This window comes from Aquibacillus koreensis, from assembly GCF_025154055.1.
Taxonomy (GTDB): Bacteria; Bacillota; Bacilli; order Bacillales; family Amphibacillaceae; genus Aquibacillus_C; species Aquibacillus_C koreensis.
On record NZ_JAOALK010000063.1, the window covers coordinates 133,750 to 150,658 of the forward strand.

19 protein-coding genes are annotated in these 16,909 nt (G+C 38.7%); 9 read left to right on the plus strand and 10 right to left on the minus strand.

Annotation, left to right across the window (positions count from 1 at the left end):
• Position 1: 1 nt before the first annotated feature.
• A complete protein-coding gene (locus NYQ66_RS21125; RefSeq protein WP_259872408.1) occupies positions 2 to 1,243 on the plus strand; it encodes an aminopeptidase in 1,242 nt (413 codons plus the stop codon).
• Between the two features lie 37 nt (positions 1,244 to 1,280).
• Here the strand turns inward: NYQ66_RS21125 and NYQ66_RS21130 are convergent, their stop codons facing one another.
• Positions 1,281 to 3,101 (minus strand): DNA ligase D, encoded by a 1,821-nt coding sequence (locus tag NYQ66_RS21130; RefSeq protein ID WP_259872411.1) that lies wholly within the window; start codon positions 3,099 to 3,101, stop codon positions 1,281 to 1,283.
• Positions 3,102 to 3,251: 150 nt separating this feature from the next.
• Here NYQ66_RS21130 and ku point away from each other — a divergent pair, with 150 nt between their 5' ends.
• Positions 3,252 to 4,166 (plus strand): non-homologous end joining protein Ku, encoded by a 915-nt coding sequence (gene ku / locus NYQ66_RS21135; protein WP_259872413.1) that lies wholly within the window; start codon positions 3,252 to 3,254, stop codon positions 4,164 to 4,166.
• Positions 4,167 to 4,217: 51 nt separating this feature from the next.
• On the opposite strand, the gene NYQ66_RS21140 is transcribed toward ku, so the two are convergent.
• On the minus strand, positions 4,218 to 5,087 hold the full coding sequence (locus NYQ66_RS21140) for a fructosamine kinase family protein (protein WP_259872415.1): 870 nt from the start codon (positions 5,085 to 5,087) through the stop codon (positions 4,218 to 4,220).
• Between the two features lie 329 nt (positions 5,088 to 5,416).
• On the opposite strand from NYQ66_RS21140, the gene NYQ66_RS21145 reads away from it, so the two are divergent.
• The gene (locus NYQ66_RS21145; protein ID WP_259872417.1) at positions 5,417 to 5,545 is read left to right on the plus strand and encodes a hypothetical protein; all 129 of its coding nucleotides are present in this window, start codon (positions 5,417 to 5,419) and stop codon (positions 5,543 to 5,545) included.
• 198 nt (positions 5,546 to 5,743) lie between these two features.
• On the opposite strand, the gene NYQ66_RS21150 is transcribed toward NYQ66_RS21145, so the two are convergent.
• Positions 5,744 to 6,466 carry a YwaF family protein gene (locus tag NYQ66_RS21150; RefSeq protein WP_259872420.1) on the minus strand — a complete coding sequence of 241 codons (723 nt, stop codon included), beginning with the start codon at positions 6,464 to 6,466 and terminating at the stop codon, positions 5,744 to 5,746.
• Between the two features lie 180 nt (positions 6,467 to 6,646).
• Between NYQ66_RS21150 and NYQ66_RS21155 the strand changes: the two genes are divergently transcribed.
• From NYQ66_RS21155 to NYQ66_RS21165, 3 genes are read left to right on the plus strand one after another with little or no spacing between them, the layout of a single operon-like run.
• A complete protein-coding gene (locus NYQ66_RS21155) occupies positions 6,647 to 8,011 on the plus strand; it encodes a sodium-dependent transporter (RefSeq protein ID WP_259872421.1) in 1,365 nt (454 codons plus the stop codon).
• A 29-nt stretch (positions 8,012 to 8,040) separates the two neighbouring features.
• Positions 8,041 to 8,340 (plus strand): YwdI family protein, encoded by a 300-nt coding sequence (locus NYQ66_RS21160; RefSeq protein WP_259872423.1) that lies wholly within the window; start codon positions 8,041 to 8,043, stop codon positions 8,338 to 8,340.
• Between the two features lie 18 nt (positions 8,341 to 8,358).
• Complete coding sequence (locus NYQ66_RS21165) at positions 8,359 to 8,730, plus strand: DUF423 domain-containing protein (RefSeq protein WP_259872425.1); 372 nt, start codon at positions 8,359 to 8,361, stop codon at positions 8,728 to 8,730.
• Positions 8,731 to 8,740: 10 nt separating this feature from the next.
• Here the strand turns inward: NYQ66_RS21165 and NYQ66_RS21170 are convergent, their stop codons facing one another.
• From NYQ66_RS21170 to hemQ, 4 genes are all read right to left on the minus strand, one after another.
• The gene (locus NYQ66_RS21170; RefSeq protein WP_259872427.1) at positions 8,741 to 8,989 is read right to left on the minus strand and encodes a hypothetical protein; all 249 of its coding nucleotides are present in this window, start codon (positions 8,987 to 8,989) and stop codon (positions 8,741 to 8,743) included.
• Positions 8,990 to 9,057: 68 nt separating this feature from the next.
• Complete coding sequence (gerQ, locus tag NYQ66_RS21175) at positions 9,058 to 9,567, minus strand: spore coat protein GerQ (RefSeq protein ID WP_259872429.1); 510 nt, start codon at positions 9,565 to 9,567, stop codon at positions 9,058 to 9,060.
• 90 nt (positions 9,568 to 9,657) lie between these two features.
• The gene (locus NYQ66_RS21180; protein WP_259872431.1) at positions 9,658 to 10,080 is read right to left on the minus strand and encodes a cell wall hydrolase; all 423 of its coding nucleotides are present in this window, start codon (positions 10,078 to 10,080) and stop codon (positions 9,658 to 9,660) included.
• A gap of 578 nt (positions 10,081 to 10,658) precedes the next feature.
• A complete protein-coding gene (gene hemQ, locus NYQ66_RS21185) occupies positions 10,659 to 11,408 on the minus strand; it encodes a hydrogen peroxide-dependent heme synthase (RefSeq protein ID WP_259872433.1) in 750 nt (249 codons plus the stop codon).
• A gap of 263 nt (positions 11,409 to 11,671) precedes the next feature.
• On the opposite strand from hemQ, the gene pta reads away from it, so the two are divergent.
• On the plus strand, positions 11,672 to 12,643 hold the full coding sequence (gene pta / locus NYQ66_RS21190) for a phosphate acetyltransferase (protein WP_259872434.1): 972 nt from the start codon (positions 11,672 to 11,674) through the stop codon (positions 12,641 to 12,643).
• Positions 12,644 to 12,734: 91 nt separating this feature from the next.
• On the opposite strand, the gene NYQ66_RS21195 is transcribed toward pta, so the two are convergent.
• Both NYQ66_RS21195 and NYQ66_RS21200 read right to left on the minus strand, forming a co-directional pair.
• Entirely contained in the window at positions 12,735 to 13,145 is a 411-nt protein-coding gene (locus NYQ66_RS21195) for a PIN domain-containing protein (protein WP_259872435.1), read from the minus strand.
• Complete coding sequence (locus tag NYQ66_RS21200; protein WP_259872436.1) at positions 13,138 to 13,407, minus strand: AbrB/MazE/SpoVT family DNA-binding domain-containing protein; 270 nt, start codon at positions 13,405 to 13,407, stop codon at positions 13,138 to 13,140. The genes NYQ66_RS21195 and NYQ66_RS21200 overlap by 8 nt, the downstream gene beginning before the upstream one ends.
• 236 nt (positions 13,408 to 13,643) lie before the next feature.
• On the opposite strand from NYQ66_RS21200, the gene NYQ66_RS21205 reads away from it, so the two are divergent.
• On the plus strand, positions 13,644 to 14,063 hold the full coding sequence (locus NYQ66_RS21205; RefSeq protein WP_259872437.1) for a hypothetical protein: 420 nt from the start codon (positions 13,644 to 13,646) through the stop codon (positions 14,061 to 14,063).
• Positions 14,064 to 14,216: 153 nt separating this feature from the next.
• Entirely contained in the window at positions 14,217 to 15,332 is a 1,116-nt protein-coding gene (menC, locus tag NYQ66_RS21210; protein WP_259872438.1) for an o-succinylbenzoate synthase, read from the plus strand.
• Between the two features lie 534 nt (positions 15,333 to 15,866).
• Here menC and NYQ66_RS21215 read toward each other — a convergent pair.
• Positions 15,867 to 16,709, minus strand: a complete 843-nt coding sequence (locus NYQ66_RS21215) for a lipoate--protein ligase family protein (protein WP_259872439.1) — start codon at positions 16,707 to 16,709, stop codon at positions 15,867 to 15,869.
• Positions 16,710 to 16,909 lie beyond the last annotated feature (200 nt).

Sequence of the window (16,909 nt, forward strand, 5' to 3'; positions counted from 1 at the left end):
GATGAATAAACAAGAATCATTAGAAAAATACGCAAAGCTTGCTATACAAACAGGTGTGAATTTACAAAAAGATCAGGGGATCATTATTAACGCTCCGATAGAAGCAATTGAATTTGTAAGATTGGTGGCCAAAGAAGCGTATGCAGTCGGCGCGAAGAATGTACATATTGAATGGAACGATGGGGAATTAACCTATCAGAAAATGAAAAACGCATCCATGGACGTGTTGGAAAACTTCCCTGCGTGGCGCGCGCAAGGATTAGAGGAAATGGCGAAGGATGGCTATGCGGTATTATCTGTTTATGGGGAGGATCCAGATTTATTAAGTGGGATTGATTCCAACCGAATAGCTGCTGTTAGTAAAGCAAGTGGCGTAGCATTGACGGAGTATCGTAACTATGTGATGAATGATAAAGTATGCTGGTCTGTTATCGGCTATCCGGTTACACCTTGGGCAGAGAAAGTGTTTCCGGAACTTAAAGGGGCAGAAGCAGTAGATAAGCTATGGGAAGAAATTTTCAAGACAACACGCGTAGACTTAGATGACCCTGTTCAGGCATGGGCGGAGCACAATGCAACATTAAAACAAGCAAGAGAGTACTTAAACAAAAAGCAATATAAGCAATTAATCTACAAAGCGGATGGAACAGATCTAACCATAGACCTTCCGGAAAACCATATCTGGGCTGGTGGCTCCACGAATGCGGAGTCTGGAACAGAATTTAATCCGAATTTACCAACCGAAGAAGTGTTCACCATGCCCCATAAATATGGCGTAAATGGTGTTGTTTCAAGCACAAAACCATTAAGCTACGGTGGTAATTTGATAGAGAATTTCACCTTAACCTTTAAAGATGGTAAAGTCGTTGATTTTACTGCAGAAAAAGGGCAAGACGCATTGAAAAACCTACTGGACACGGATGAAGATGGTGCACGTAGACTAGGGGAAGTGGCACTCGTGCCACATGAATCACCGATCTCGCAATCGGGTATCATTTTTTACAATACCTTATTTGATGAAAATGCATCTTGTCACCTAGCGTTAGGAAAAGCATATCCAACCAATATTAAGAATGGGTCAACGATGAGTAAAGAAGAAATGGATGAAAAAGGTGTGAACGATAGTATCGTGCACGAGGACTTTATGATTGGTTCTGAAAAGCTTAACATCGATGGTGTTACGCAAGATGGTACAAAAGAAGCAATCTTCCGCGATGGTAGCTGGGCGATTGACTTTAATTAATTTAAAAAAATGACAGGTAACCGCTTAGGTTTACCTGTCATTTTTCTTGTAAAAATTGTTTCAAAATCGTAAGGTCTTGCTCATCCCTTGCTTGCTGGTAACCAATAAAAGGACAGCCGAACTCTTTTACTCGTGTTAGCACGTGGGCAAATGTAAAGGTTTCTGGAGACAATCCTTCCTTTACTTCATTCCAAAACAAAGGGGTTGATACGGTTGCTCCTTCTGTTTTTCGTGGGGAATAGGGTGCGATCAATGTCTTATCTTTTCCATGTTGCACATAGTCAATATATAGCCGATTATGGCGGTTTTTCTTTAAGCGTTCCGTTGTGAATAAATCGTTATGTTTTTTTTCTAATAGGAGCGCAATTGCCTGCGTGAATTGTGCTGTTTCCTCGTAAGTTAAACTATTTTCGTGAATAGGTATATATACTTGTAGACCTTTATTTCCGGATGTTTTCACAAAGGCTATTAGCTGCAACTGATCTAGTAATTGCTTCAGTAAAGTTGCTGCAAAAATCGCTAAATCAAAAGCTTCGATCCCAGGTGGGTCCAAATCGAAAACAATTTCATTTGGTGTATTCTTCCCCATGTATTGAAAAGGGACATGATATTCCATCGTTCCATGGTTACCAAACCAAACAAGTCCATCGATACTTCTACAATGAAGAAGCGTTTCATTCCCAGAAGGTGCTCCTGCTACATAATCTGGTGCATAATCTGGCATGTGTTTTTGATAAAACGACTCCCCTTCAACACCATCCGGACACCGGATCACCGTCAATGCCTTATCCTTTAAAAATGGAAGCATATACGGCGCTATTTGACGAAGGTAAATAAGATAATCCCCTTTCGTTACACCCGGTTTCGGCCAAAAAAGCTTTTCTTGCTTCGTCAGTTCAATTGATGCTGGAAACATACATAGTGCTTCTTTTACTTTTGAAAAAGTGCAATCATCAGGTGTGCGATCAAAACGAAATTGTTTGAATTGAGGCTCGCGCAAATCCCCTTCACTAATCTCTAAACAATGTACATCCGCACAAATGGCTGGAGGTAGCGTATAGGTATTTCCATGCTTTTCTCCCTTTGTCCTGATCAATGTTTTAATCGTATCCAAAGCTTCACCATCAAGTCCATGCTTAAATTTTCCGAGGGCTTGTAATGATTGATCCCGGTAAATGGATAATTCAAAATAACCGTTATCTATATTGTAGCTCGTTATGATTCCGGTCACCGTTCGCCAATTTTTAATCTTAAACCAATCCCCATGACTTTTTCCTTCTATGTATCTACTGTCTGTTCGTTTCGCGATCAGTCCTTCACCAAGATGTGCTTGCAAGGGATTTAAGACAGCTTTCGGTTCTGAAAATGGTTCCACTATCCCTAAAGGTTTGTGCCAATCTACAGGTTGAAAAGGTGTGATTTTTTTAAAAAAATGGTAAAGGCTCTCTTTTCGCTTCTGCAATATATCATTTTTCAGCGACTTTCCTTTCGCCTCGAGCATATCAAAACATAAAAAATGAGCAGGTCTTGCCATGGCGGCTTGATTAATTTTATCCATAGCTTTTAACCGACCTCTTTTTTGTAATAAAGGAAAATTAGATTGAATCTTTGTATTCAAGATGACAATCTCACCATCAAGTTGAACCGGTAAGAGCTGCTCTACTTCCTCTTCGAAGTCTAAACAAAATGCAATAATCTCAGGGAAATTAGCAGACAGATCAACGCCATTTCTACTAGTCAGTGTAGCCTTACCTTTTTTCCAATGTAAAACAGCACGGAATCCGTCATATTTGATTTCATAAATCCACTTCTCTCCTACAGGAATGTCTTCCGTAGGTTTTGGTTGCATTAGCCGCATACAAACCACCTCTGTTATTAGAATGGCGTTTCATTATATTCCTATACGTTTTCGTATGTAGGAAAGAATGCAGGAAGGATAAATTTCTGCTAAAAAGCAAAAACTATCCGAAACATGTAGGCAAATAGTGATCGGAGGTTTAGATAAACGATGCATACAATGTGGAAAGGGACAATAAGTTTCGGACTCGTAAATATACCAGTAAAACTTCATGCCGCAACGGAAAATAAAGATGTCAAACTAAGACAACTTCATAAAAAGTGCCAGTCGCCTATCAAATATGAAAAGGTCTGTCCCATTTGCGAAGAGGAAGTGGGCAATGACGACCTGGTAAAAGCGTATGAGTATGCCAAAAACAAATTTGTCATGCTAACAGAAGATGAACTAAAAGAGCTACAAGAGGAACAAACAGATAAAGCGGTAGAAATTGTTGATTTTGTTGAATTACAAGAAATTGACCCAATCTATTTTGAGAAAAGCTATTACCTCTCACCAAATGAAGGTGGAGCAAAGGCGTACAGTTTGCTCCGAAAAGCATTACAAGAAACGGGTAGAATTGGAATTGCAAAGATGATTATCCGGTCAAAAGAACAATTGGCTTGTATACGCGTATATGAAAATACGTTAGTTGTTGAAACCATTCATTATCCCGATGAAGTTCGGAATGTAAAAGACGTACCAAACGTGCCTGAAGAAGCGGAAACTCCAGCAAAAGAGCTTGATACGGCAAAAATGCTCATCGATCAATTAACAGCTTCATTTGACCCGGAAAAATACCAAGATGCTTACCGCACGTCGTTGCTAGAGTTAATAGAAAATAAAAAGAATCAAGATGAAACGACAACAGCAAAAGATAAACCAACTGCAACGAACGTAACGAATTTAATGGAAGCATTAGAAGCTTCCTTAGATCAAGCAAAAGGGACGAAGCCTGCTGCAAAAGAGAAGGCAGTGAAAAAAGACGAGCCAAAAACAGAAGAAAAAGCAAAACAGAAAGTAGAGAAAAAGGTCACCAAACCAAAGACAGTAACACCAAAAAAGAAACAGACAAAGAAAAAAGCATAAACATAATAAAAGGACCACTTCCAATATGGAGCGGTCCTTACTTATGCTGTTCTAAGAGCCATAGCGGTTTACAATCTGGTCAACAGAACCGCCGTAAGTCTCTCCAAAAATATTCAAATGGATTAGCAGATAATATAATTGATATAACGGCTTAACGTCTTCATAGTTAGCAGGAAGCGGGAATACTTCTTGATACGCATCATAAAACGAAGTGGAAAAACCACCGAATAGCTCCGTAAATGCTAATTCAAACGCGTGATCACCATATGAAATGGAGGGATCAATGAGATATCCTTTTCCGTCTGGTCCAGCTAACCAATTTCCGCTCCATAAGTCACCGTGCAGTAAAGAAGCACGCGGGTGTGGCTCAATCCACTTCTCTAGTCTGTCCAATAGTTTTTCCATGTGTTCCCGACGTTGCTTCGGCATGCGCCCGCGTTCTATCGCATAGGTAAACTGTGTCACCAATCGCTTCTCGCGGTAATACGTTAGCCAGTTTGAATACAAATCATTTGGTTGGGTTAAAGTGCCAACGTATGTATCTTCATGAAACCCGTAGTGCTCACTTGTATGGAGATGCATGTGCGCAAGGTCCCGTCCTAAATGAGACAAAGTTTGGGGTGAATTTACTCCTTCCACCCACTCCATAATGAGTACGCCATCTTCATGATCTGTAGGTTGATCATAATAAAAGACTTCAGGAACACCGACTGTATTCGTTTCTCTCATTAAGGTTAAACCTTGGACTTCTTTTCGGAAAAAATCACTCGAAACACCATGGTTTCCTTTTATGAAATAGGTTCTTTTATCAGTGATGACTTGGAATGCTTGATTTATGTCACCTCCGGATACGTTCGTGATCGATTTAATCTGACTATGATCATCAATCTGAATGAGACCATGATTTATTGCAGCTTCCATTTCTTCATAACCCCCTCTCATAACGTTCATTTCCCTGAATTATACTTTATCAAATTTCAATCATACATAAAAACGAAAAAATTGCATATACATGTTTAAGGTTCCAAATTAGTGGGTAAGGGTGATAAAGTAGAGCGAAAAATAGAACGATTGAAATCATTTACATAAACTTAACAAAACAAACTAGTGATGAAAAAAGGGGGAGAGTGAGCGGTTTAACTATATACACAAACTTTTTAAATTAAAATGTATTGAATAATTTTGGATAAAACTATACAATATAAATACGGGTATTGGTATCGTTTTCATATTGAGGGGGGATTCTTGGAATGAATAACTTTTCGAATTTAGTCGAAAGCGTAGAAGAACAATTAAATCGAACACTGCAAGAAGATGAAAGAGAATTTTTAGTTTGGTTGTACCAAGAACACCAAGATGAAATTAAAATAAATGCATAATAAATTCAATTACTTAATAGAAGTAAGTCTTGGCTAGGATAAAGAGCTCCAAGGCTTTTTTGTTTGCCCGAATTTCAGACTTGATTGGGCGCGTTGAGGTATAGGGCACATAGATCGAGACAAAACGGCGCATATCCCCGAAAGACCCAATCCAAGGAAGGTTAAATCAATGCCAAGAACGTAGATGTAATAAACTCCTCATCCTTTCCTACTATTCCAATATCGAAAAGCTAAATACTGAATGAAAAACACGATGTTCGCTACAATCCCAAGGTTAATATAATACCAAAAACCAGTACCGAAAAAGGCAAGTGGTGTACTCGCGGCAGGTGTATTTGCCAGATATAAAAAATTGGAGTTTATGACAGGATTGACGAAGAATCCAATTATGATTGCATAGAAGACTAGAAATCCGTAAGCATATATAAATGAACGTAAGTGAATGCTAGTCTTTGTCGTAAGAACAAGGAAGATGCTAGTCCAAACGATTGCTATATGATGGATAAAGAATTTCCAAAAACGAAAATGTTGGTAATCATGTGGAATGTCAGGTGTGACTAATGCTAAGGTTGCGGGAATGATACCGATAAAAAAGCAGAGTTGAATAAGCTTCTCTTTTTTAAAAATTAACGCTAGCATGGCGGTAAAAGAAGCAATTCCGCAAAGGTGGAGTGGCGCGCGGTCTCTTATACTCCACGTTTCATTAGTAATGGCCCAAAATTGATAACTTAGTTCAGAAAGAAGCAATACGGCAAGCAATGTCCAACGAATTACCTCTAATCCCCGAGGTTTTATTAGTTGTTTTTTATGTAATAGCGTAATAAGTACAATACCTAAGATAAAGATGGCTAACATCGTAAAGTGCATGAAAGAAAAAGCAACAAAGGGTTGATCAATGGATCTACTAAACCAAGTTTCCATATGTACACGCTCCCTACAAGGTGTCTACTATTTAAACGTAGCATAAGATGTTATTCCGTTCCATCAATAACTATCATCTTAGCATCTTTTTGTGTAAAATAGGAGATTAATAAAGGCAATTATTTTTCTTTTATATGAGTCAATTTCACAAGGTTGATATGGTGAAATGGATTAATTTGAATGAGGAAAGTGAAGGGAGTTATCGTTTTGCAAAGAGAAAATTGGGCATCGAGATTAGGCTTTATGTTAGCGGCCATGGGTTCAGCAGTAGGTTTAGGCAATATCTGGCGCTTTTCCTATGTCGCAGGAGAAAATGGTGGTGGTGCGTTTTTAATTATTTACCTATTGAGTGTTTTAATCATTGGTGTACCGCTCTTGCTAACTGAAGTTAGTATAGGACGTAAAGCACAAAGTGATGTAGTAGGGTCCTACCAAAAGCTAGCGCCGAAGAAGCCTTGGTATATGGTTGGGTTTTTAGGTATTGGTGGTGCATTCTTAATCTTAGGATTCTATAGTGTAGTAGCAGGTTGGGCCTTTTATTATTTATGGAATTACCTGACAGGGCAATTATTTGTAGAACCTGAAGGAGGATACGGAGCTGCATTTGGGCAGTTCACCTCAACCACGTATGAGCCGTTATTCTGGCATGGTTTATTTATGGTCATTACAATGGTGATCGTATTAATAGGAATTAAAAAAGGAATTGAATTAGCAAATAAGATTTTCATGCCGATCCTTGCGATCTTACTATTAGTATTAGCAGGTTATAGTGTTACGCTGGATGGCGCAATGGAAGGGTTAGCCTTTTTATTTAAGCCAGATTGGTCGGTGTTATCCGATCCTTTTGTCTATATAGCTGCACTTGGACAAGCATTCTTCTCGCTAAGCTTGGGTGTTGGTACGATGATGACATATGGAAGCTATTTATCAAAAGAGCATAAGTTGCCGGGAGCTACGGTTGGCATAGGGTTAATGGATACCTTATTCGCCGTCATATCGGGAATTGTTATTTTCCCTGCTGTATTTGCTTTTGGAATTGAACCAGCTTCAGGACCACCATTAGTATTTATTACGCTACCAAGTATTTTTGAACAGATGCCATTTGGAAGCATCGTTGCGATTCTGTTCTTTTTAGCGCTATGTTTAGCGGCGGTATCATCTTCTATTTCCCTGTTAGAAGTACCGGTAGCGTATTTTATGCGCGTTTGTTCTTGGAGCAGAAGGGTTGCTACAATTGTAACGGGTAGTGTGATGTTCGTTCTGGGTGTTTTTGTTTCCTTAGGTTTTGGTATATGGAGTGGTGTAACACCGATTGGAGATCGAAATATTTTAGACTCGATGGACTATATTGCATCAAACATATTCCTGCCAATTGGTGGTCTAGTAATGGCGATCTTTATTGGCTGGTACTTTACAAAAGAAGAAGCATTTGAAGCAACGGATTTAACCACATCACCCCTTCGTAATGTGTGGTTAGTACTTGTTCGTTATATAGCACCAATCTTAATTGCGATCATTTTCTTAAATGCATTAGACATAATCTAAATACTATTTAACCGTTAGGAGGATTCACTTTGGCAATTTCAGATCAAACTGTACTAACGAAAATGATGAATGAGCTGCAAGAAGCGCTTAACAAAAGTGGACAGACAAATGTCGTCCGCGAACATGTTCGTGCCGTTCGTTTGTTGTGTGATTTAATTTTAGATTCAGAACCGGAATCAACCGGAACGACGGAACCGAAACCCTCCATCGATCAACTAGAATTGAAAAAAATGATGGGGAATTTAGGCCAATCTCAACCAAACACAACACCACCAACGAGAAAGATCGATGATGAAGAAGCAAATGGAGATTCTATATTTGATTTTTAAGGACAGGAGGAAACACGCGTGAAAATATTGTTATTACTGGGCGTGCTTAACGGGTTTTTAGCGGTTGCTTTAGGTGCGTTTGGTGCACATGGTTTAGAAGGTAAAATAACAGAAAAAGCAATAAAAACATGGGAGAAAGCAGTAAACTATCAGATGTTCCACACCATTGCTTTGTTTTTAGTAGGTTTCTTATTAACAAAGTATGAGGGAACGTCCTTTGTTACTGCAGGATGGTTCTTCTTTGCGGGTATCATTCTTTTTTCGGGCAGCCTTTATATATATGCCACAACATCAGTAAAGGTCTTTGCGATGATTACGCCATTTGGTGGTGTTGCATTTTTAATTGGATGGATTCTGCTAGGTTATGCAATCGTTAAATTTGTCGGTTAACCGTCTGATGTTAATAAAAATAGATAAAACCGGCGCATAAGATAATAATAATGGCTCGAAGTAATTGCTGGCCAAAAAGAAGTGTGTGATCCTTTTTCATTGCTACAATACCTTCGAAAAGGAAGCTCAAGGATAATGTGATAATGGAGAGCAATGCTAAGAAAACACTTCCTTGTATGAAGGCGATCGTTCCAATGAATAGACTAATAAACAAGGTCAGTAATTGTAGTTGTGCGAATTTTTTATATGGATGTCTCATTGCTTCCCTCCTCTAGTTTAAAAATGTGGAAAAAGAACCCTTGCACACTTGCGCAAGGGTTTTTTAACCTATCTTGGAGGATATGCTGCTAAACCAGGTGCTCCGTATGGGTATTCATAATTAAGTTCCTCATCAAAAGTAATATAATCTAAATACACCATCAACAGAACGTAGCGTCTACCAGACTCAGGATCACTCAATATGATATGGTCACGACCAGCAGCTTCTATAACACCTTTAAATACTTTAGCATTCCATCGCTCATTGTTCTCAAATGTCATATAAACGGTAGCAATTTTCCCTTTGTTAAGCCTTAATATGTTTTCGATGTAAGACTCCTCAACTGGGAGCATCCCTGGCACATTAGACATCGGGTTTTGTGTTGGATAAGGCTGTGCCATTGGCATTTGTGGAGCTGTAGGCATTTGAGGATAATAAGGACTGCCATATCCGCTAGGTGCTTGATATCCTGGCACCCCTTGCCCTTGCGCTATGTTTGCACCTGGGGTAGCGGCAGCACCCGGATTATAGTTTGGATAGTACCCTTCAGGCATTTGACGATTCTCTTCATTACTCATCTTGAATACCTCTCCCTTCTAAGTATGAAACAATCTATGTTACTAGTAAGGTGGAAGAAACAATGGTTCATTCCATATTCCCTACCAACCTTAAAACACTTGTGGACAATCAGACTGCGTGGGTGTATAAAAGCAATGTGACTTAAAACGACCCGAATTCCACTGATCATACCACTGGGCTGGACAACTGCCCGATGGCATAAAGAACCATAGAGCGTTTGATGCAGGATGGTGTCGTTCACCGTTAATTACTTTTCTTGCAAGATCAATATCTTGTTGTCTTGCCCTCTGGTAAAAGTAACCCTTTTGCGTAGCTTCAAATCCGCCAGGGCTTTGATAAACCATATCTCGGATGCTTTTTAGTTTGGTAAAATCTAAACAATCAGATCGAACACGATTTACACCAGTATTCCCTACCATTAACATGCCAAGCTGACCGTCCCCCTCCGCTTCTGCCCGCATTAACCGTGCTAGCAGTTTCACATCCTCATCCGTATGTTTAACAACTGCCATTTAGTCACCTCTCTTTGAAGCAAAACATTGAAGTATAGATGCCTAAAGCGCACATACTCTAATACCTATACGTATGCAGGAATAGTACAAAGGATGATTAAAATGTCCAATTTTTTTGAAGATGTTGTACTTGTTCTGTTTCGGGTGGATTAGATAAGGAATTTGAGACCTTGGAGACTAATAACGGAATCACTCTGTACAAATGTATGTTGGAGTAGACGAAGTAGACATGGAAGTTTGTAAATGTTTTTCGGGGTTTAATGGATGAGGTTATATAAACTACGCTTTAGTGAATGGGATTGCAAACGGTTATGAGGTACCTTATTTTGTTGTTTTAGACTGGTATTGAATCTGAGCGGCTATACAGTACGCTATTTTAACAAAATGCCATTAAGATCAGTGGAATTTGGTCAAATAAGGTATCTGGTAACCGCTAAAGATATTTAATCCTTGATTTTAAGCAAATAACGGATCTCATAGCCGCCAAAATCTTCTTAGATTTCTAAGCGGCTGCCAGAGATCTTATTTGAAAGAAAAAAGGCTTATAGATAAGTCATCCATAAGCCTTTCAATCCTATTTACACATGCAAATACGCTGGAATTGCATCGCGATCTAATAAATTACCTACATAAAAGGCACCGAACTCGCCGTATCTTGCACTTACTTCATCAAAACGCATTTCATATACTAACTTTTTAATATCAAGTGAATCGTGTGCAAATAACGTAACGCTCCATTCCCAATCATCAAATCCCATGGATCCTGTGATAATCTGACGGATTCTTCCAGCGTATTTTCTGCCAGTCATACCGTGCTCATACATTAACTTCTTGCGGTCCTCCATCGGAAGTGAGTACCAGTTATCATTTCCAGAACGACGCTTGTCCATAGGATAAAAACAAATATGCTCCCACTTTGGAAGGCGTGGTTTTAAGCGTGCTTGAACTTCTGGATTTTGTTCAGGATCTTCTCCTTCTTTCGTCATATATTTAGATAGCTCGACCACAGACACATAGGAATAAGCAGGTGTCGTGAATTCTGCTAACTTAGATTTACTAAATGCAAGCTCCACTTCCTCTAATTCCTTCATCGTTGGACGAAGAATCATCATAATAAAATCAGCTTTATGTCCTAAAATGGAATAGACGGCATGGCTTCCATTTCTACTTTGTTCTACTTCATCCCATTTTGCTAATAACGCTTGAAATTCGGCTAACGCTGCTTCACGTTCTTCCACTGGTGCGAGTTTCCATGATGTCCAGTCGATTTGTCTTAAGTCATGTAAACAATACCAACCATCCATGGTTTCTACTGCTTCTGCTACCATATGTATCTCTCCTTATTGTCTCATTTGTTTTTAATATAACATAATTGGGGAAATATAATCATACGGAAGGATTCCATAATCCAACATAATCAGACGCGCCCTAGAAAAAACATAGATATGTAAATAATTGTAACGATATTGACAAATACTTGAACAAATACACCGAGAAAAAAGAAAATCTGATGGAAAAGTACACCTATTACTTTTAATCAAACACAAAAAGGCGTAATATATAGTACAGAATTAGTTTTGGAGGGTTAAACATGAGTGATTTATTTGACAAAATAAAAGGGAAATTAAAAGACAATGCTAGACGTATTGTGTTTCCTGAAGGTCTAGATGAAAGAATTTTAACAGCTGCAAGCCAACTAGGTGCAGAGGGTGTTTTAGTACCTGTACTAGTCGGAGATGAAGAAAAAGTACAACAGAAGGCAAGAGAATTTGGCGTGGATATTGTAAACACAGAGATTATGGATCCAAATAAATACGATGGAATGGACGAAATGGTCGCAAGCTTTGTGGAACGTCGTAAAGGAAAAGTAACAGAAGAAGATGCACGAAAACTTTTATTAGATGAAAATTATTTCGGAACGATGCTTGTATATATGAATAAAGCAGATGGTTTAGTAAGTGGTGCAGTACATTCTACTGCAGAAACAGTACGCCCTGCTTTGCAAATTATTAAAACAAAACCTGGTATTAAGAAAACTTCTGGTGTGTTTATCATGGTTCGTGGCGATGAAAAATACGTATTTGCGGATTGTGCGATTAACATCTCACCAAATAGCCAAGACCTAGCTGAAATTGCTTTGGCTAGTGCAGAAACTGCAGGTTTATTTGATATTGAACCACGCGTTGCGATGCTTAGTTTTTCAACTAAAGGGTCTGCACAATCAGAAGAAACAGAAAAGGTATCAAACGCTGTTGCAATTGCAAAAGAACAAAATCCAAATCTTGTCTTAGACGGTGAATTCCAATTTGACGCAGCATTTGTGCCATCTGTAGCGGAAAAGAAAGCGCCAGATTCTGTTATCAAAGGGGATGCGAACGTATTTGTTTTCCCTGGACTAGAAGCAGGCAACATTGGTTACAAGATCGCCCAACGTTTAGGTAATTTTGACGCAGTTGGTCCAATCCTGCAAGGTCTAAATCGACCAGTAAACGACCTTTCAAGAGGATGTAACTCAGAAGATGTTTATAAATTAGCAATGATTACAGCGGCACAATCGTTGTAAAAATTGAGCTGAATAGAAGTTTGTGTGAATAATAAACAAGGCGCTTGGATTTTGATCAGGGCGTCTTGTTTTTTATCCCGATGGATATTACTTATATTAATTCTTCTGGGATGTAATATTCGCATTCCAATTTCCTGAAATCTTTCTTATCCCAAGTTAGCACGGCTAGTTTACTACTGGATTTGCTAGCGATTAATGCATCTGCAAAATCAACATTTTTATCTGCATATGTTTTTAGCGCTTGAATGACGTACTTTTCCTCTACTTCAACATTCTCAGACAGAATTACATCTAATAAATACGCCGCTATTCTTTGTTTATCTAATTTATAAAAAGACTTTAGTAGCCAGCAACATTCAGCAATAACGACGGTTGGAATTACTAAGGTTAATTCATTTTTTTCAACCTTTTCAACAAGTTTCAATATTGTGTTAAATTTGATTGGATCATCTTTTACTAATAATCGAATAAGTACATTTGTATCTACTAGAAATCTATTCATGATCAATGTCCTCAGTTAAAAGGTGTTCAGACGCTTCTTGCTGAGCAACTTTTCTCATTTTATCAAGGTCAATTTCTTCTTCAGAGACAATTCTGCCTATTGCTTGACTTAACATTTTTTTCTTGATCGGTAAGATTTTAACTTCATCATTTTCAAGAAGAAATCTAAATTGATCACCTTCACTTAAACCTAACTTATCCCTTAGTTCTTTAGGTATTGTAATCTGCCCTTTGCTTGTCATTTTACCGCTGACTAGTTCCATATAACCTCTCACCTCTTACTTATAATTTAGTATTACTTTTATTATAAGTATTACCATGTTTTTATGCAAATTGTATTAAACCTGGTCAGGTAAAAGCAGGATAATTAGTTATTGAACAAATGACGTTGAAATGTATATGCAGATAGTCCAATTCTGTAGAAAGTTATTTGACATATATTTCAAATGGTGTAAAATTACACAAAATGAGTCGTTATGGAAAAATAGGGGGAGTTCTTGTGAAATTCTTATTATTACTCATCGCCTCGTATGTCATCGCATTTTCAATCAACCTTATGCCGGCAATAAAGCACCCAGACTTACATATGCCTTTCAGTCATTTAATTACAAGCACATTACTTATGATACTTTTACTATTGGCTACCAAGAGAGGTAGTAAGCAAATGTTGCATTTTTCTCTGATAGGAGCATTATCGGGGGTAATTGTATTTGTTTTGGCTAAAGTAGAACAGGTTATGGGTGTTCACGTCATAGTTGATGTCGTAACATCTATACAATATCCTGCTTTTTTCATCTTTATCATTCCTCTATTTGGATTAAATTTTTTAATCGATCTTAGCTATGATGTATTTTCATTATGCATGTCACTGTTTTATATAACTTTATTTGGGATAACGTTTTATTTCAAAAATAAATAATGCAGTACTTATCAATATTAGAGCCGAAGAGAATTAGATTATCCGATATGTCTTACTGCTGAAAAACGCACTTATTAATAACTAGAAAATTTCCTTCTCTTCTGTTAATCCTTTATGATGTAAAATATAGGGACATCATGGAAGGAGTTTACGATGACAGCAATCAATGTGAAGCAAGTAATTCTACACCGAATGTTAATGCTATTAAAACAACCGTTTGAAACGAACCTAGGTACCTTTCAACAAAAAGACTTTTTTATTGTAGAAGTGATCGACAAAGAAGGGAATAGCGGGTATGGAGAAACAGTTGCCTTTCCTAGCCCGTGGTACACCGAAGAAACGGTCGAGACGAATTGGCATGTGATGGAAGACTTCTTAATTCCACTTCTTATGGAATCGCCAATTGAACACCCGGATGAAGTGTCCGGACGATTCAAAGTCATCCGCAGAAATAATATGGCAAAGGCAGCGCTAGAAGGTGCTGTTTGGGATCTTTATGCCAAGCGAGAGGGAATATCCCTTTCTGAAGCGATCGGCGGTACAAAGAAAGCAGTTGATGTTGGTGTTGCTATTGGCATCCAATCATCCACGACCGAGCTACTTGAGCTTATTGAACAATACACACAACAAGGATATAAGCGTGTAAAACTAAAAATTAAACCAGGGCATGATCTAGAAGTATTAAGAGAGGTTCGTAAGCAATTTCCAACCTTACCGATCATGGCAGATGCAAATTCTGCTTACACATTAGCAGACTTGGAACATTTAAAAAAATTGGATGAGTTAGATTTAATGATGATTGAACAACCGCTTCAACACGATGATTTTATAGACCATGCAACACTTCAAAAAGAGTTAAATACACCAATCTGTTTAGATGAGAGCATCCACACATATTCCGATGCCAAAACTGCCATTGCACTAGGAAGTTGCAAAATCATCAGTATTAAACCTGGGCGTGTTGGGGGCATAACCGAGGCGAAAAAAATCCATGACCTTTGTGCCAAACACGATATACCAGTTTGGTGTGGTGGTATGTTAGAGGCGGGGGTTGGCAGAGCACATAGCTTGGCGATTGCAACCTTACCACAGTTTACACTCCCGGGTGATACAGCAGCATCTGCAAACTATTGGGCAAGTGACATCATCACACCTGAAGTAACAGTGGACAATGGACAAGTGATTCTACCTGAAGAGCCGGGTATTGGTTATCAAATCAATTGGACTCTGTTAGAAGCATTCCGGATTGATAAGATGGTTGTTAATTAATTTATCACTGTAGGATGATCTATAGTATGTTGATGGAAAATGCGACGTAATTTCCCACCCGCTCCTCGAGTGAAAATGGCTCCCTTTCCGAGGAGGAATCACGAAAAATCCCAAGACCCGGCTTTTTCTAAGTTCAGATTCCTCTTGCAGGAGTGTCGCCAATTTCACTCGATCCGCTAATAACTGCTTCAAAATTATGATGCAAGCATTATCTAGTAGTGTAATTACATTCTCCATATTTACATCTCGCAATGTTTTTATGTTTCATGATATCTGTTAAAATGGTTGCAAAATGAAGTCTAAAAGAATCATTGACAGAAAGCATAATACAGTGGAGGCAGAATACGGAGACTCCTGCGGGAACAGCGCGAGGTGAAGACCCCGCAGTGGTGCCCTTCCACGAGGAGGCTGAGGCCGTGCCCGCGGAAAGCGAAGTATTCTGCCGGAACGGCGTTATAATGCTAATTCCAAACAGAGTTTATAGAAACATACTCATAAAACAACGACTATCTATAATTAAAGCACTAGGCAACCTCAAGCAAGGTCGCCAAGTGCTTTTTCATTTCGATCAATCATTTGTTCCATTCGTTTTTGAAAATCCTCCAACTCTATTTCTTGCAGATCATTTTCCACAACACCAGGAGAAATATTGGCAATTCCTTTAAAGATACGGGACTTTACCTCTTCCATGGTAAGCGGGATGGAAAGTAATTCGGCGAGCGATTTCATCGTTTCAGGCTCAATGGTCGGATAATCAAATCGACCTTTTTCTCCTTGAAGCCCACGTTTATAAAACGCTCGAATCAATGCAGCACGTTCACTACCATCGCCTTCTACACACAAATAAATTTGAATCGCAGATCCGTTTTTGACACGGCGCTGTGAGATCCCTGCAAATTTTTTGCCGTTTATACTTAAATCGTATTCTCCTGGACAATAGGATCCCGTTACTTCAAACGCCTCGATTTTATCAGTTAGATCCCGAAATATATATTTGGTGAAATCCACCATCGCTTGGTAGCCTTCATGAATGCCAAGTTTCTTCACATCAGGTAAAATTAACGATACATTTAAGACGCCTGTATCAAGAACAACTGCAAGTCCACCTGAATTACGTACGACTGTCCGATAGCCGTTGGTCTGCAACCAACCGATCCCTTCTGCCACAAAAGGGAGCCTAGCGTCAGGAATTCCGAGCACAATGGTACGATCATGAACCCAAAGGCGTACGGTAGGGGAAGATGTGCCGTTACCAACAGAAATTGCGAGTGCATCATCAACCGCAAAGGATGCCATTGCGGATGGTAGGCTATTCACATCACTATGGTCAATATATCGAATGGGAGAAGAACGAAAATGATCTTTCCAATTTTCCATTAAAAATTACTCCTTCACTTACTTAGCTTGTAACATTATAGCAAAGATCACAACAAAACGTTGTGTTAATATTTGGTCTACCCATGAAATAATATTTCCAACATGTCAGATACTGAAGAAAAGCGCTACCTAACAACATCCACCAAAATTCTCCATGATTTTCAAAAAAGATACCGCACAATGCATTTCGATTCGGGCCA

Excerpts from the sequence above, each read along its gene's own strand:
- NYQ66_RS21125 (WP_259872408.1), top strand. The coding sequence starts at position 2 with ATGAATAAACAAGAATCATTAGAAAAATACGCAAAGCTTGCTATACAA.
- NYQ66_RS21130 (WP_259872411.1), bottom strand. The coding sequence starts at position 3,101 with ATGCGGCTAATGCAACCAAAACCTACGGAAGACATTCCTGTAGGAGAG.
- ku (WP_259872413.1), top strand. The coding sequence starts at position 3,252 with ATGCATACAATGTGGAAAGGGACAATAAGTTTCGGACTCGTAAATATA.
- NYQ66_RS21140 (WP_259872415.1), bottom strand. The coding sequence starts at position 5,087 with ATGGAAGCTGCAATAAATCATGGTCTCATTCAGATTGATGATCATAGT.
- NYQ66_RS21145 (WP_259872417.1), top strand. The coding sequence starts at position 5,417 with ATGAATAACTTTTCGAATTTAGTCGAAAGCGTAGAAGAACAATTAAAT.
- NYQ66_RS21150 (WP_259872420.1), bottom strand. The coding sequence starts at position 6,466 with ATGGAAACTTGGTTTAGTAGATCCATTGATCAACCCTTTGTTGCTTTT.
- NYQ66_RS21155 (WP_259872421.1), top strand. The coding sequence starts at position 6,647 with ATGAGGAAAGTGAAGGGAGTTATCGTTTTGCAAAGAGAAAATTGGGCA.
- NYQ66_RS21170 (WP_259872427.1), bottom strand. The coding sequence starts at position 8,989 with ATGAGACATCCATATAAAAAATTCGCACAACTACAATTACTGACCTTG.
- gerQ (WP_259872429.1), bottom strand. The coding sequence starts at position 9,567 with ATGAGTAATGAAGAGAATCGTCAAATGCCTGAAGGGTACTATCCAAAC.
- NYQ66_RS21180 (WP_259872431.1), bottom strand. The coding sequence starts at position 10,080 with ATGGCAGTTGTTAAACATACGGATGAGGATGTGAAACTGCTAGCACGG.
- hemQ (WP_259872433.1), bottom strand. The coding sequence starts at position 11,408 with ATGGTAGCAGAAGCAGTAGAAACCATGGATGGTTGGTATTGTTTACAT.
- pta (WP_259872434.1), top strand. The coding sequence starts at position 11,672 with ATGAGTGATTTATTTGACAAAATAAAAGGGAAATTAAAAGACAATGCT.
- NYQ66_RS21195 (WP_259872435.1), bottom strand. The coding sequence starts at position 13,145 with ATGAATAGATTTCTAGTAGATACAAATGTACTTATTCGATTATTAGTA.
- NYQ66_RS21200 (WP_259872436.1), bottom strand. The coding sequence starts at position 13,407 with ATGGAACTAGTCAGCGGTAAAATGACAAGCAAAGGGCAGATTACAATA.
- menC (WP_259872438.1), top strand. The coding sequence starts at position 14,217 with ATGACAGCAATCAATGTGAAGCAAGTAATTCTACACCGAATGTTAATG.
- NYQ66_RS21215 (WP_259872439.1), bottom strand. The coding sequence starts at position 16,709 with ATGGAAAATTGGAAAGATCATTTTCGTTCTTCTCCCATTCGATATATT.